The 13693-nt window shown below is 61.4% G+C and carries 20 protein-coding genes and 1 tRNA gene; 17 read left to right on the plus strand and 4 right to left on the minus strand.

Annotation, left to right across the window (positions count from 1 at the left end):
* The first annotated feature begins 39 nt into the window (after positions 1-39).
* Positions 40-819, plus strand: a complete 780-nt coding sequence (gene hisF, locus QUV25_RS06100; RefSeq protein WP_300862370.1) for an imidazole glycerol phosphate synthase subunit HisF — start codon at positions 40-42, stop codon at positions 817-819.
* 37 nt (positions 820-856) lie between these two features.
* Here hisF and QUV25_RS06105 read toward each other — a convergent pair whose 3' ends face one another.
* Complete coding sequence (locus QUV25_RS06105) at positions 857-1348, minus strand: LapA family protein (protein WP_300862371.1); 492 nt, start codon at positions 1346-1348, stop codon at positions 857-859.
* Positions 1349-1456: 108 nt separating this feature from the next.
* On the opposite strand from QUV25_RS06105, the gene hisI reads away from it, so the two are divergent.
* The 7 genes from hisI (at position 1457) to tatC (ending at position 4804) form a co-directional block, all read left to right on the plus strand.
* Positions 1457-1855 (plus strand): phosphoribosyl-AMP cyclohydrolase, encoded by a 399-nt coding sequence (hisI, locus tag QUV25_RS06110; protein WP_300863063.1) that lies wholly within the window; start codon positions 1457-1459, stop codon positions 1853-1855.
* A complete protein-coding gene (locus QUV25_RS06115) occupies positions 1852-2229 on the plus strand; it encodes a phosphoribosyl-ATP diphosphatase (RefSeq protein WP_300862373.1) in 378 nt (125 codons plus the stop codon). The genes hisI and QUV25_RS06115 overlap by 4 nt, the downstream gene beginning before the upstream one ends.
* 26 nt (positions 2230-2255) lie before the next feature.
* The gene (locus QUV25_RS06120) at positions 2256-2645 is read left to right on the plus strand and encodes a hypothetical protein (RefSeq protein ID WP_300862374.1); all 390 of its coding nucleotides are present in this window, start codon (positions 2256-2258) and stop codon (positions 2643-2645) included.
* Positions 2646-2664: 19 nt separating this feature from the next.
* Positions 2665-3027 (plus strand): histidine triad nucleotide-binding protein, encoded by a 363-nt coding sequence (locus tag QUV25_RS06125; RefSeq protein ID WP_300862376.1) that lies wholly within the window; start codon positions 2665-2667, stop codon positions 3025-3027.
* 151 nt (positions 3028-3178) lie between these two features.
* The gene (gene tatA / locus QUV25_RS06130; protein ID WP_300862379.1) at positions 3179-3433 is read left to right on the plus strand and encodes a Sec-independent protein translocase subunit TatA; all 255 of its coding nucleotides are present in this window, start codon (positions 3179-3181) and stop codon (positions 3431-3433) included.
* An 88-nt stretch (positions 3434-3521) separates the two neighbouring features.
* On the plus strand, positions 3522-4013 hold the full coding sequence (tatB, locus tag QUV25_RS06135) for a Sec-independent protein translocase protein TatB (RefSeq protein WP_300862381.1): 492 nt from the start codon (positions 3522-3524) through the stop codon (positions 4011-4013).
* Positions 4013-4804: a twin-arginine translocase subunit TatC gene (tatC, locus tag QUV25_RS06140; RefSeq protein WP_300862382.1), complete on the plus strand. Its 792-nt coding sequence runs from the start codon at positions 4013-4015 to the stop codon at positions 4802-4804. Before tatB ends, tatC begins: the two co-directional genes overlap by 1 nt.
* A gap of 13 nt (positions 4805-4817) precedes the next feature.
* Here the strand turns inward: tatC and QUV25_RS06145 are convergent, their stop codons facing one another.
* On the minus strand, positions 4818-5972 hold the full coding sequence (locus QUV25_RS06145; protein ID WP_300862383.1) for a Do family serine endopeptidase: 1155 nt from the start codon (positions 5970-5972) through the stop codon (positions 4818-4820).
* Positions 5973-6139: 167 nt separating this feature from the next.
* Between QUV25_RS06145 and QUV25_RS06150 the strand changes: the two genes are divergently transcribed.
* The 3 genes from QUV25_RS06150 (at position 6140) to pdxA (ending at position 8273) form a co-directional block, all read left to right on the plus strand.
* Positions 6140-6280: a DUF3149 domain-containing protein gene (locus QUV25_RS06150; RefSeq protein WP_300862384.1), complete on the plus strand. Its 141-nt coding sequence runs from the start codon at positions 6140-6142 to the stop codon at positions 6278-6280.
* 156 nt (positions 6281-6436) lie between these two features.
* Complete coding sequence (locus QUV25_RS06155) at positions 6437-7195, plus strand: Nif3-like dinuclear metal center hexameric protein (protein WP_300863064.1); 759 nt, start codon at positions 6437-6439, stop codon at positions 7193-7195.
* A gap of 16 nt (positions 7196-7211) precedes the next feature.
* Positions 7212-8273, plus strand: coding sequence for a 4-hydroxythreonine-4-phosphate dehydrogenase PdxA (gene pdxA, locus QUV25_RS06160; RefSeq protein WP_300862387.1), 1062 nt, complete (start codon positions 7212-7214; stop codon positions 8271-8273).
* Positions 8274-8329: 56 nt separating this feature from the next.
* Here the strand turns inward: pdxA and mscL are convergent, their stop codons facing one another.
* The gene (gene mscL, locus QUV25_RS06165) at positions 8330-8752 is read right to left on the minus strand and encodes a large conductance mechanosensitive channel protein MscL (protein WP_300862389.1); all 423 of its coding nucleotides are present in this window, start codon (positions 8750-8752) and stop codon (positions 8330-8332) included.
* A 277-nt stretch (positions 8753-9029) separates the two neighbouring features.
* Here mscL and petA point away from each other — a divergent pair, with 277 nt between their 5' ends.
* The 6 genes from petA to QUV25_RS06195 all read left to right on the plus strand — a co-directional run bounded on the left by petA (position 9030) and on the right by QUV25_RS06195 (position 13343).
* Positions 9030-9635 (plus strand): ubiquinol-cytochrome c reductase iron-sulfur subunit, encoded by a 606-nt coding sequence (gene petA / locus QUV25_RS06170; protein WP_300862391.1) that lies wholly within the window; start codon positions 9030-9032, stop codon positions 9633-9635.
* Between the two features lie 26 nt (positions 9636-9661).
* Positions 9662-11140: a cytochrome b gene (locus QUV25_RS06175; RefSeq protein ID WP_300862393.1), complete on the plus strand. Its 1479-nt coding sequence runs from the start codon at positions 9662-9664 to the stop codon at positions 11138-11140.
* Positions 11141-11174: 34 nt separating this feature from the next.
* Positions 11175-11933 (plus strand): cytochrome c1, encoded by a 759-nt coding sequence (locus QUV25_RS06180; RefSeq protein ID WP_300862395.1) that lies wholly within the window; start codon positions 11175-11177, stop codon positions 11931-11933.
* A gap of 122 nt (positions 11934-12055) precedes the next feature.
* Entirely contained in the window at positions 12056-12667 is a 612-nt protein-coding gene (locus QUV25_RS06185) for a glutathione S-transferase N-terminal domain-containing protein (RefSeq protein WP_300862397.1), read from the plus strand.
* A 52-nt stretch (positions 12668-12719) separates the two neighbouring features.
* A complete protein-coding gene (locus QUV25_RS06190) occupies positions 12720-13250 on the plus strand; it encodes a ClpXP protease specificity-enhancing factor (protein WP_300862399.1) in 531 nt (176 codons plus the stop codon).
* Positions 13251-13267: 17 nt separating this feature from the next.
* Positions 13268-13343 (plus strand) — tRNA-Thr (locus QUV25_RS06195).
* 53 nt (positions 13344-13396) lie between these two features.
* Here QUV25_RS06195 and QUV25_RS06200 read toward each other — a convergent pair.
* Complete coding sequence (locus QUV25_RS06200; RefSeq protein ID WP_300862401.1) at positions 13397-13687, minus strand: DciA family protein; 291 nt, start codon at positions 13685-13687, stop codon at positions 13397-13399.
* Positions 13688-13693 lie beyond the last annotated feature (6 nt).

A 13693-nucleotide genomic window follows, 5' to 3' on the forward strand; every position in this document is an offset into this window, starting at 1 on the left:
GATCTCGGCCGAACTTTCATCTTCATTGAGGTCCTCGATTTGCTCGCCAAACGCATCATTCCCTGCCTTGACGTGACCGGCGGCCGTGTCGTCAAGGGCGTCAACTTCGTCGAGCTGCGCGATGCGGGCGACCCGGTGGAGATCGCTGCGCGCTACAACGAGCAGGGCGCTGATGAGCTGACCTTTCTCGACATCACCGCCACCAGCGACGGGCGCGATCTCATCCTGCACATCATTGAGGCGGTGGCGTCCCAGGTGTTCATCCCGCTCACCGTGGGCGGCGGGGTGCGCACCGTGGACGATGTGCGCCGCCTGCTCAATGCGGGCGCCGACAAGACCAGCTTCAACTCGGCGGCCATCGCCAATCCCCAGGTCATCCGTGAGGTGTCCGATAAGTACGGTTCGCAGTGCATCGTGGTCGCCATCGACGCCAAGCGTCGCTTTGGCAACGACATGTTGGATCGTGGTGAAGGTTGGGATGTCTACAGCCATGGCGGCCGCCAGAATACCGGCCTGGACGTGGTGGCCTGGGCCCGGAAGATGGCCGAACATGGTGCCGGTGAAATCTTGCTCACCAGCATGGACCGCGACGGAACCAAGGCAGGCTTTGATCTGGACCTCACCCGCACCGTGGCCGATGCGGTGAACGTGCCGGTGATCGCTTCAGGGGGAGTGGGCAACCTCGACCACCTCGCCGATGGGGTGCAACATGGGCATGCCGACGCCGTGCTGGCTGCCAGCATCTTCCACTACGGCGAGTACACCATTGCGCAGGCCAAGCAGCGCATGGCTGAACGCGGCATTCCGGTGCGGCGCTGAAATCAGCGAGGAGGGGCGCAGGGTTGCCTTCGGCGCCTCAGCTCCGGTCGGTTGGGGGGAACTGGCGCACGAAACGGTCTTCCAGTTCGCCCAGGCTGGCGCCGAGCCCGTTGCCTGTGAGCTCAATGGTCTCGGCCAGGCCCGCGCGCACCGCATCCATTTTCTGCATCAACTGGTTCGATAACTCGGCGTCGCGCGCGGCGACGGCCTGCATCTCGGTGCGCAGGAGTTCGCGCAACTCGGTGAAGCGCGAAGCCTCAGCCCTGTCGGCCAGTTGACGTTGCTCGCTGGCTTCGCGGGTGATGCGTCGCACTTCCATGAGGTGGCTGGTCTGGAAGTAAACCAGGGCCAGCAGGAACACCACCAGCAAAGCCACAATCATGCCCAGCATCACCAGGCCCAGTGGCGCCTGGATTTCCGAGAAACCCAGGTTGAGGGTGTTGGGTTGCACGATGGCCTCGAAGTTGAGTGCAACAAAGCCCGCCATCAGTAAGATCAGGGCTACCAGCATCAGGGTACGCAGACTCATGGTTTTTCCTCGGTGCAGTCGGCGCGGGTTCATGACAAACCGCCCGGCTTGATGGCATGCTAACCGCGTTTGCAGGCTGCCCCCCGGCTTGATCAAAGGCCATGTTAGATTCCCGGCATGAATTGGCTAGACGCGGTGAAATGGGATTCGCAGGGTTTGGTGCCCGTGATTGCACAGGAGGCGTCCACTGGCGACGTGCTCATGTTCGCCTGGATGAATCGCGAGGCGCTGAGCAAAACCGCCGAGCTCGGGCGCGCGGTGTACTTCAGCCGCTCGCGCGGCAAGCTTTGGTACAAGGGTGAAGAATCTGGCCACGTGCAGACGGTGCACGACATCCGTCTGGATTGCGACCATGATGTGGTGCTGATCAAAGTCACCCAGCAGGGCCACGAACCTGGCATCGCCTGTCACACCGGTCGACACAGCTGCTTTTACCAACAACATGACAACGGGCAGTGGCGTGCTGTGGAGCCGGTGCTCAAAGACCCCGAATCGATTTACAAATGACGGCGCCGCAACTTTCCCAAGATGATCTGGCCCGCCTCGCCGAGGTGATTGAAAGCCGCAAGCCAGCGCGGGGTGGAGATCCGGACAAGAGTTACGTGGCGCGCCTGCTTCACAAGGGACCGGACGCGTTTCTCAAAAAAATCGGAGAAGAGGCCACCGAGGTGGTCATGGCCGCCAAAGATTGTGACCGCGATGGCGATGCGCAAAAGCTGGTCAACGAAGTGGCCGATCTCTGGTTTCATTGCATGATCGCGCTGGCCCATTACGACAAGCAGCCAGCCGACGTGGTGGCAGAACTGGTGCGTCGCGAAGGTCTGAGTGGCCTCGAAGAGAAGGCGTTGCGCAAGGTCTTGGCGCGCGAATCAGGTGGATGATCCCCGGCAAACAACAGGAACAGACCATGAACGACATCATTGACGTGTCCTCAATCGACAGCGAAAAAGCGCAGTCTCTGAAGACCGTGGGCTGGATCAGCTACCTGCTGCACCTGATCGTTGCGGTGGCAGCGGTGATCCCGGGCGCGCAAGTCGGCGCTGGCCTGCTTGTGGTGGCGCTGATCATCGATCTGGTGAAAAAGTCCGATGCTGAGGGCACCTGGCAGGCCAGTCATTTTTCCTGGCGCATCCGCACTGTGTTGTGGGCAGGTTTCTTTTATGTGGTCACCTTCCCGCTGTTTCTGCTTCTCTACCTGCCCGGCGCGATCGCCTGGGCCATCATCTCCATCTGGTTCCTCTACCGCATTGTCAAAGGCATGGTGCGCATGAATGCGAGCCAGTCGCTGCCGACCTGACCTCCCCCGTTCTCGACCCATGAGCGATCACGATCCCAACTGCCTGTTCTGCAAAATCATCTCGGGTCAGATTCCCTCGAGAAAGGTCTACGAGGACGACGAGCTGTTCGCTTTCCACGACATCCACCCTTGGGCGCCGGTGCACTTTCTCCTGGTGCCCAAGCGCCATATCCCGTCCATGGCACAACTCACTCCGCAGGATGTGGGTCTCATGGGGCGCATGATGGTGCTGGCGCCTCAACTGGCCGCTGAGGCGGGCTGCAATCCGTATCCTGATGGCGGCTTTCGCATGGTGTGCAACACCGGCACGGAAGGCGGACAGGAGGTGCACCATTTGCATGTGCACGTCATGGGTGGGGCGAGGCCCTGGCAACGCGGCTGAAACCGCAGCAACCCAATTGCTGAGCCTCGCGCGGACTCGCCCTTTGATCGGTGCGGGTTTTGCCGACCTTGGCCGGGGCGGTGAACTCCGCTCCGGGCTTAGAATCCCATGCAAAGCGCCTCGCGCTTCTTACCTACCTCTGGAGTAAATCATGGGCTCTTTCTCAATTTGGCACTGGCTCGTCGTGCTGCTGATCGTCGTCATGGTCTTTGGCACCAAAAAGCTCAAGAACATCGGCTCGGACCTCGGCGGTGCGGTCAAGGGCTTCAAAGACGGCATCAAGGAAGGCGGGCAATCGGCTGAGTCAGGTGCTGAAGCGCCAGCACCCAGCGCCTCCGCCAAGGTCGCGCATGAAAACAGCGGCGACAAGAACACCATCGACGTTGAGGCCAAACAGAAAAGCTGAGCAGTGAGCCGGTCTCCGGACCCCGCCCGCACTCCGGGCGTGGCCTTCGGCACCTCCCTGCACTTTCTGATTTCCGAATGGCCTCCACATGATTGATCTGGGCATCTCCAAGCTCGCCCTTATCGGGGCGGTAGCGCTGATCGTCATCGGTCCTGAGAAGCTGCCGCGGGTGGCGCGCACCGTGGGTGCGTTGCTGGGCAAGGCCCAACGGTACGTATCGGACGTCAAGGCCGAGGTGAATCGGTCGATGGAGCTCGAAGAGCTGAAGAAAATGAAGGACTCGGTGGAGTCCGCCGCACGCGACGTGCAGGGCTCGGTGCAGAGCAGTGCCAGCGATTTCGAGAAGTCGTGGTCCGAAGCCACTGCTGGTCTGGAAGGTAACGATTACGGCTCCGACGCTATGAACAGCATCGGAGCCGATGCTCACCCGGTCTACAAGCACCCCAAGAAAAACTGGCGCATCAAGCAAAAGGCCATGCCCCAGTGGTTCAAGGCGCGTGCTGGCGTGCGCACCCGCACTCAGTCGGGAGCAGCCCGTGTGGCGCGCTTTCGGCCCCGTTCCTCCTCCGCCCCCCGCTGATGTCCGACCCCAAAGATTCGACCGACGAACTCGCCGGTAGCGAGCAGCCTTTTGTGCAGCACCTGATGGAGCTGCGAAACCGGCTGCTTTACGGCGTGATTGGCCTGGCGATCTGCATGGCAGCCCTGGCGGTCTGGCCTGGCCCCAGCGGTTTGATCGACCTCATCGCCGTGCCGATCCGCGCTCACATGCCGCCGGATGCCAAGCTGATCGCGGTGGGCGTCTTTTCGCCCTTTTTTGTGCCTATCAAGGTACTGGCCATGGCCGCGCTGCTGCTCTCGCTGCCTTGGTGGATGTACCAGGTCTGGGCGTTCGTGGCGCCGGGGCTCTACAGTCACGAGAAAAAATTTGCCATTCCGCTGATCACGCTGGGCAGCTTGCTGGCTTACGTGGGTATCGCGTTTGTGCAGTTTTTTGTGCTCGACAAGATGTTTGGCTTCATCCAGCAGTTCACGCCGGCCAGTGTGGCGGCGACGCCCGACATCGCCTCTTACGTGGAAGCCATCCTCTCCCTGTACCTGGCCTTTGGCCTGGCGTTCCAGGTGCCCATTGTGGTGGTGCTGCTGGTGAAGATGAACATGGTGTCGATCAAGCAGCTCAAGGAGTTCCGGGGCTACTTCATCGTGGTGGCTTTTGTCATCGCGGCCATCGTCACGCCACCTGACGTCATCTCCCAGCTCGCACTTGCGTTGCCGATGTGCCTGCTCTATGAGCTGGGCATCTGGGGTTCTCACTGGTTCGTGAAAAACACCGCCTCAAAACCCGTCGAATCCGACGAATCGCCGAAGTAACAGGCCGCGGCGATCAGCGGGCGCGCGTCTGGTTCGGCAGTGTCCGGCGACCCGGTGTCACATCCAGCGTCGTGGTGCCATCGCGGCGAGTGATGGCCAGGGTGGCCGACTCGCCGGGTTTCAGGGCTGCTACTGCAGAGAGCAACTGGGCCACATTGGCCACTTGTCGCCCCGCGACCTCGGTGATCACGTCGCCGGGACGGATCCCTGCTCGAGCCGCCGGGCCGTTTTGCAGCACCCCGGTGATGATCACCCCCTGACTGTTGGAAATACCGAAGCTTTCAGCCAGTTCTGGTGTGAGGTCCTGCGGCTCCACGCCGATCCAGCCGCGGGTGACCTGTCCGTCGCGCACGATGGCTTCGAGCACGTTTTTGGCGGTTGAGGTGGGGATGGCAAAGCCGATGCCCATGGAGCCACCCGAGCGCGAGTAAATCGCGGTGTTGATGCCCATCAGCCGACCCTGGATGTCCACCAGGGCACCGCCAGAGTTGCCGGGGTTGATGGCGGCGTCGGTCTGGATGAAGTTCTCAAAGGTGTTGATGCCCAGCTGGGTGCGACCCAGCGCGCTCACGATGCCGCTGGTAACGGTCTGTCCCACGCCAAACGGGTTTCCTATGGCCAGTACCAGGTCACCGATGGCCAGGCTGTCCGAATCACCCAGGGTGATCACCGGCAGGCCATCCAGCTCCACCTTCAGGATGGCAAGGTCGGTTTCCGGATCGGTGCCGATCACCTTGGCCACGCTTTTGCGGCCATCGTTCAAGATCACCTCAATCTCATCGGCTTCTTCGATCACGTGGTTGTTGGTCAGGATGTAGCCCGCTGGACTCACGATCACGCCCGAGCCCAGGCCAGCCTGGGGCTGCGATGGCCCTTGCTCGCCGAAAAAGAACCGAAACCAAGGATCTGCCGCTGCCGGGTTGTTGGCCACCGCCTTGCTGGTGTTGATGCTGACCACGGCGGGCGAGGCCAGTTTGGCGGCTGCGCTGAAGCTTTGCAGTCCATTGCCGGTGATCGGTACGGCGGGTCCGCTGGATTCCAGAACGGGCACCACCGAAGCCACCATCGGCTTGCGGTTGAGCCATTCGGGCTTGAGCGTAGCGACCACGAAGAAGGCCGCGAGCAGCACGGTCACGGTTTGTGCGAATACCAGCCAGAGTCGTTTCATGTTCGTTTGGAGTCGTGTCGGGCGGGGCTGGCGCCCCGTCAAAGTCCGATTGTCCTGCATATGGTCTCGACGGGCTGCTGTTCAAGGCGCTTGACGCATGTCAAGGCACACCGGCCTTGGTTCCGATTCAATGAAAGCCTCACAAGCAGACAACAATGGAGCAGGCCATGAAAGCCGTGGTGGATCTCTTTTCGACCGATTACGGTTTGTTCAGCATCGGCGTGATCGCCTTCATGCTGGGCATGGCGGTTTGGTTCTACCGCTTCTTCACCCGCAAGATGGACGAGTCCCAGCGCAATCAGGGCTGAGTCTCTTCAAGCAGGTCGCGGAGGTTCGATGGTGCGCACCTGCTGGTTGCGCGCTGTCAGAATGGCAAGTGGCTGAGCTTTGCAGTGTGCGGAGCCGGTCCAGTTCGAGCCACCGCCATGACGTCTCCCGAATCCTTGCCCTTGTCGCTTGCACCCATGGCTTCGCGCGAAGCACTGCTGGGGGTGCTGGACGACCTGCTGCAGCCTGCAGCTTTCAAGGACTATGGTCCCAATGGTCTGCAGGTGGAGGGACGTCCCGAGGTTCACAAGCTCGTAACCGGGGTCACCGCCAGCCTGGCGCTGATCGATGCGGCGATCGAAGCTGGCGCTGACGCCATCCTGGTGCACCACGGTCTGTTCTGGCGCGGTCAGGATGGGCGCGTGACCGGCTGGATGAAGCAACGTCTGTCGCGCCTGCTCGCGCACGAGATCAACCTGTTTGCCTACCACCTGCCGCTGGATGCACATCCGACACTGGGCAACAACGCCCAACTGGCCCGAGTGCTTGGTATCGAGTTGATGCCACCCGAGCAAGGGCGGTTTGGCGACCAGTCGCTCGGTTTTCTCGGGCACCATCCCGCGTGCACCGCACAGGCGCTGGCCGAGCAGGTGCAGGTGGCGTTGGGGCGTGACGTCATCCTGGTGGCCGAGCCGGGCCGGTCGGTGCAGCGCGTTGCTCTGTGCACCGGGGGCGCACAAAGCTACTTTGAGGCCGCCATCGCCGCCGGGGCCGACGTGTTCATCACCGGCGAAATCTCAGAGCCACAGGCCCACTACGCGCGCGAATGCGGCGTGGCTTACATCGCCTGCGGTCACCATGCCTCGGAGCGGTATGGCGCACCGGCTGTTGGCGCAGCGGTGGCGGGCCAGTTGGGCCTGAAGCACCAGTTCATCGATATCCCCAACCCGGCCTGAGGTCACGGTGTCCGATATGCCTCCAGCACCGCCAGAGCAAGTGCAGCCTCCGCTGATCGTGACCATGGGTGACCCAGCAGGGATCGGCCCGGAGATCGTGCTGCAGGCCCTGCAGCGCCGTCCGGAACTGAGAAAGCGCCTGGTGGTGGTGGGCGATCTGGCAACACTGAGGCGGGCGGCAGGCTGGGTCGGACTGGATCCTGCGTTCCTCTCCCCAATCGCTGAGGGCAGCCTGGCACAGGCGCTGGCCAACGCATTGCCTCTTGCGGTGGCCGTGGTGCCGTGCGGCAATATGCCCACGCCGGCGCCCATGGGCCAGGTGAGTGCGCTGTCCGGGCAGGCGGCGGCCGAGTGCATCGCCTGGGGTGCCCACGCGGTGCTGTCCGGGCAGGCGGCCGCCCTGGTGACCGCGCCCATTCACAAGGAATCCCTGGCCGCAGCCGGTGTGTCTCATCCGGGTCACACCGAAATGCTGCAAGCGCTGGCCGCTGAGTTTCAGGGCCTGCGGGTGGCTGACCTGCCGGTGCGCATGATGCTCAGCGCACCGGGGCTGAATACGGTGCTGGTGAGCATCCACGTGGCCCTGCGCGATGCGATCGAGGCGGTCACCATCGAACGAGTGCTGGACACCATCCGCATCACCGCGCGCCATTTCGAACGCTGCGGTCTGTTGCAGGCCCGCATCGCCGTGGCCGGTCTCAATCCCCATGCGGGAGAGGGGGGGCTGTTTGGACGCGAAGAAATCGAGACGATTGCACCGGCTGTTGCGCTGGCCCGGAGCGAGGGCATTGAGGCCAGCGGTCCGCACGCGCCCGACACGGTGTTCATGCGGGCGCGGCAAGGCGCGTTTGACGTGGTGGTGGCGATGTACCACGACCAGGGTCTGATCCCGGTCAAGCTGCTGGGCCTGGAGCACGGCGTGAACACCACGCTGGGCCTGCCGCTGGTCCGAACCAGCCCCGATCACGGCACCGCTTTCGATCTCGCCGGGACTGGGCGGGCCAGCGAAGCGAGCCTGCTCGCTGCGATCGATGCGGCGATGCAGATGGTTGACCGCAAATTCAGCCCTAAGCCATGAAAAAAGCCGCTGCCCGGCGACGGTGCAGCGGCTGTCTGGCCCGACGGGCGCGTGGATTACTTGCGCAGGCTGTCGCGAATCTCTCTCAGCAACACCACGTCTTCCGGTGGCGCGGCGGGGGCGGCGGGAGGAGTTTCGCGCTTGAGCCGATTCACCTGCTTGACCATCATGAAGATGATGAAGGCCAGGATGATGAAGTTGATGGCCACGGTGATGAAGTTGCCGTAGGCGAGGGTGGGTACGCCCGCCTCTTTCAATGCGGCGAGCGTGGGTGCCGTGCCCTCAGGCACTTTACCAAGGGTCACGTACAGGCTGGAAAAATCCAGGTTGCCGAAGATGGCGCCGACGATGGGCATGATCACGTCATCGACCAGAGAGCCGACAATCTTGCCAAAGGCGCCACCGATGATGACACCGACCGCCAGGTCGATCACATTGCCTTTGACGGCAAATTCCTTGAACTCTTGCATCATGCCCATGGGGACCTCCGGTTGTTTTGAGATGGGTAAGTCGGCGCTGATGGTGATGGTCCGATGTGGACTCCCCCAGCGCTCGCAGGGATTTTCACACAATTCTAAAGTATTACACGAGCCTGACACGGCGTGGTGAAAATACGGCCTGTCCGCAAGGTGTCGTGAGTGCCCATGCTCCTCCCAAAAGCCCAGTCGATTGCTCCGTCAAGCGCCTAGAGGCCTCGCACCCTCCGGTAGAATTCAAGGTTGCCCCAAGTTATGACCCGTTTCTGAAAGTTCCCCCATGAGTGAAGCAACCGTCGATAGCAAGGTCGACAGCAGCCGTCGCACCTGGCTGATCACCTCTGCCGCCATGGGCGGCGTTGGCGCCGCTGCGGTGGCCGTGCCGTTCGTGAGCAGTTTCCAGCCCTCCGAAAAAGCCAGGGCCGCCGGGGCTGCAGTGGAGGTGGACATTTCCACCTTGCAGCCTGGTGAAATGCGGGTCGTGGAGTGGCGCGGCAAACCCGTGTGGATTCTGCGTCGCACACCCGAACAACTCGCTGCCCTGGAGGGCCTTGATCCTGAGCTGGCCGATCCCAAGTCGACCCGCACGGCCTACCCGACTCCGGAATACGCGCAAAACACCCATCGGTCCATCAAGCCCGACGTGCTGGTGGCAGTGGGTATCTGCACCCACCTGGGGTGCTCACCTTCGAGCCGCTTCACGCCTGGCGCACAGCCCTCGTTGCCGGATGACTGGAAGGGTGGTTTCCTTTGCGCCTGCCACGGCTCCACATTTGACCTGGCGGGCCGCGTGTTCAAGAACAAGCCGGCACCCGACAACCTTGAGGTGCCTCCGCACGTTTACCTGTCCGACACCACCTTGCTGGTGGGCGAAGACAAGGCCTGATCATCCCGACCCGAGGCATCCCTCCCATGGCTGAATTCAAAGAAGTCTCACCCGATGCGCCAGTGGCCGAGAAAGCGCTGAACTGGATCGACAACCGGTTCCCGCTCTCCAAGCTCTACAACGAGCACCTGGCTGAGTACTACGCGCCCAAAAACTTCAACTTCTGGTATTTCTTCGGCTCGCTGGCCTTGCTGGTGCTGGTCATCCAGATTGTCACCGGCATCTTCCTGACGATGCACTACAAGCCCGACGCCAATCTCAACGCTGCTGGCGTGCCGGTGGCGTTCGCGTCGGTCGAGTACATCATGCGAGACGTGCCCTGGGGCTGGCTGATCCGCTACATGCACTCCACCGGCGCCTCGGCGTTTTTTGTGGTGGTATACCTGCACATGTTCCGAGGCCTGATTTACGGCTCCTACCGCAAGCCGCGTGAGCTGGTCTGGGTCTTTGGTTGTGCCATTTTCCTGGTGCTGATGGCCGAGGCCTTCATGGGCTACCTGCTGCCCTGGGGACAGATGTCTTATTGGGGTGCTCAGGTGATCGTTAACCTGTTCGCTGCCATTCCCTTCGTCGGTCCCGACCTCGCGCTGCTGATCCGCGGCGATTTCGTGGTGGGCGATGCGACGCTGAACCGCTTTTTTGCGTTCCACGTGATTGCCGTGCCACTGGTGCTGCTGGGCCTGGTGGTGGCGCACATCATCGCGCTGCATGAAGTGGGCTCCAACAACCCCGACGGTATCGAAATCAAGGCCCTCAAGGACGAAAAAGGCATTCCGCTCGACGGCATTCCGTTTCACCCCTACTACAGCGTGCACGACATCCTGGGTGTGTCGGTGTTCCTGATGGTGTTCTCGGCCATCGTGTTTTTTGCGCCCGAGTTCGGCGGCTTTTTCCTGGAGTACAACAACTTCATTCCGGCCGATCCGTTGGTGACGCCACTGCACATCGCTCCGGTCTGGTACTTCACGCCGTTTTATTCCATCCTGCGTGCGGTCACATCCGCCTTCATGCCATTTCTTTGGCTGTTCGTGGTGGTTTTTGGCTTGATGATCGTCAACCGAAGCAAGGTGCCCAGCCTGTTGAAGTTATCCTTCTGGGCCATCGTTGCCTTCCTGTTCTTCTGGTTCGGCGTGCCGGCGGTGGTCGGCTCCTGGTTTGGCATGGAGATCAGCAACCCGCTCCTGGTTGGCTCTGATGCCAAATTCTGGGGGGTGGTGGCCATGGGTGGTGGTGTCATCATCCTGTTCTTCCTGCCCTGGCTGGACCACAGTCCAGTGAAGTCGATCCGCTACCGTCCGTCATGGAACAAATGGCTTTACACGCTGTTCGTGATCAACTTCTTGGTCTTGGGTTACCTCGGTGTTTTGCCACCGTTCCCGCTGGGTGAGCGGGTGTCGCAAGTCGGTACCCTGTTCTATTTCGGATTTTTCATGCTGATGCCGTGGTGGAGTCGTCTGGGCGAGTTCAAGACGGTGCCGACACGAGTCACCTTCCAGCCGCACTGAGCGCGCCAGAGCCAATCCGGAAAGATTTACCAACATGAAAAAACTGATTTTGGGCCTCGCGCTGGCCTTGGGCCTCGCGAGCACGGTCTGGGCAGCGGGTGGCAGCATTCCCATGGACAAGGCGCCGAAACGCACCAACGACATGTCGGCATTGCAAAACGGCGCCAAGCTGTTCGTGAACTACTGTCTGAACTGCCATTCGGCATCGTTCATGCGCTTCAACCGGTTGCGCGACATCGGCCTGACCGACAAGCAGATCGCCGAGAACCTCACCTTTACCACCGACAAGATCGGCGACACGATGAAGGTGGCCATGAGCCCGACCGATGCGAAGGCCTTCTTCGGCAAGAACCCGCCCGATCTCACTCTGGTCGCGCGTTCTCGCGCCGCGATCGGCGGTCATTCAGGGCCTGACTACCTCTACACCTTCCTGCGAACCTACTACCGTGACCCCGTGACCCCCACGGGCTGGAATAACAAGGCCTTCCCGCTGACGGCCATGCCCAATCCCCTATGGGAATTGCAGGGCGAGCAGCGCCCGCTCTACAACAAGGTGACCAGTCACGGCGAGGAGATCGAGGTGTTGCGGGGCTGGGAGCAGGTCAAGCCGGGTACCATGACGCCTGCGGAGTTTGACCAGAATGTGGGTGACCTGGTTGCCTTCATGCAGTGGATGAGCGAGCCGGCGCAGAACAGCCGGGTGCGCATTGGCGTCTGGGTCCTGCTCTTTCTTGCCGCGTTTACCGTGGTCGCCTGGCGCCTGAACGCAGTGTTCTGGAAAGACATCAAGTAACCTGATCGGCGCCTTCCGGGGATTACATCCCCCGGTCGGGCGTCATCGATTCCACAGTGGATGGCAGCACCGAGCCGGTGCGACAGCTATCCACTGTTTTTTGCATTCAAGGAGACCCTTTCATGATGGTTTTGTATTCGGGTACCACTTGCCCTTATTCGCATCGTTGCCGCTTCGTGCTGTTTGAAAAAGGCATGGACTTCGAAATCCGCGATGTGGACCTCTACAACAAGCCCGAAGACATCAGCGTGATGAATCCGTACGGTCAAGTACCGATCTTGGTCGAGCGCGACTTGATCCTTTATGAGTCCAACATCATCAATGAGTACATCGATGAGCGTTTCCCGCATCCCCAGCTGATGCCTGGCGATCCAGTGGATCGGGCCCGCGTACGGCTGTTTCTTCTCAACTTCGAAAAAGAACTGTTTGCCCACGTCTCTCTGCTGGAGGCACGCAGTACCAAGGGCAATGAGAAAGCGCTGGAGAAGGCCCGCTCGCACATCCGTGATCGGCTGACCCAGCTTGCGCCGGTGTTCCTGAAAAACAAGTTCATGCTAGGTGACAACTTCTCCATGCTGGACGTGGCGATCGCCCCACTTCTCTGGCGTCTGGACTTCTACGGCATCGAATTGAGCAAGAACGCCGCCCCTTTGCTCAAGTACGCCGAGCGAATCTTCTCGCGCCCTGCTTACATCGAGGCACTGACGCCATCGGAAAAGGTGATGCGTAAGTGAGGTTCTGTCTCGGTTTTGCTTGCCTGGCCCCTTGTGCCGAACTCACACGACCATGACCCCAGCGGCTCAAGAAGCTCCGTCCACCCGCCCCTACCTGGTGAGGGCGCTGCACGAATGGTGCTCGGACAACGGCTTCTCGCCCTACATCGCCGTGCAGGTGGACGGCTCTGTGCAGGTGCCGATGGAGTTCGTCAAGAACGGCGAAATCGTGCTCAACGTGAGTTTTGATGCCACCACCTCGCTGCGATTGGGCAACGACTTCATCGAATTCAAGGCCCGTTTTGGCGGTGTGGCACGCGACATCGTGGTGCCGATCGACCACGTGATCGCGATCTACGCACGGGAAAATGGGCAAGGCATGGCGTTCCCGGCGCCCGCTGTGGCCGGCGCAACCGCGCCTGTCGGGAATGCCGCACCCAGGCCTTCCGAAGCTTCATCCGCCGAGGCCTCCGAGCGTGGTGGCCTGCACGTCGTACCCAGCGACTCCAAGGCCGAAGCGCCTGAGCACAACCCGGATGAGCCGCCGCCTCCAGGCGCGCCGCCGCGCGGTGGTCGCAGGCCTCAGCTGAGGCGGGTCAAGTAAAATTTCGGTGTAAGCGCGCCGCTTTAGCTCAGTTGGTAGAGCAATCGCCTTGTAAGCGATAGGTCATCTGTTCGAGTCAGATAAGCGGCACCAAGGGATGTTGAAGACTCCTTGGCCGGGTTCCGGGCATCTTCTGAGGAGCCCGTTCATCGCCCTCTGGCTTGGACTTTGATCCGAATTGCGCTAACCTGCGCACCATTTTGGGTAAGAACCTGCTGCAAGGCAGGAATCATCTGTCTCAGCTTGCTTGACGCTGCTGCGCTGGTGACCAGCAGGCACCACTCGCCGTCTTGAACCGGCCCCGCTTGAACGTGTGGGCGCAGCGAGGCAGGGATCTGGTGCTTGACCAGTTCCAGGTAGCGCTGGGAGTCTCGAATGCGCTGCTGCAAGGCAGCCAGCGACGGCGCCGCATCCACCGCCTGCTCCAGGCTGAGCATGGCTGG

Origin of the sequence: Hydrogenophaga sp., assembly GCF_030373245.1 — a bacterium.
Classification (GTDB): Bacteria; Pseudomonadota; Gammaproteobacteria; order Burkholderiales; family Burkholderiaceae_C; genus Hydrogenophaga.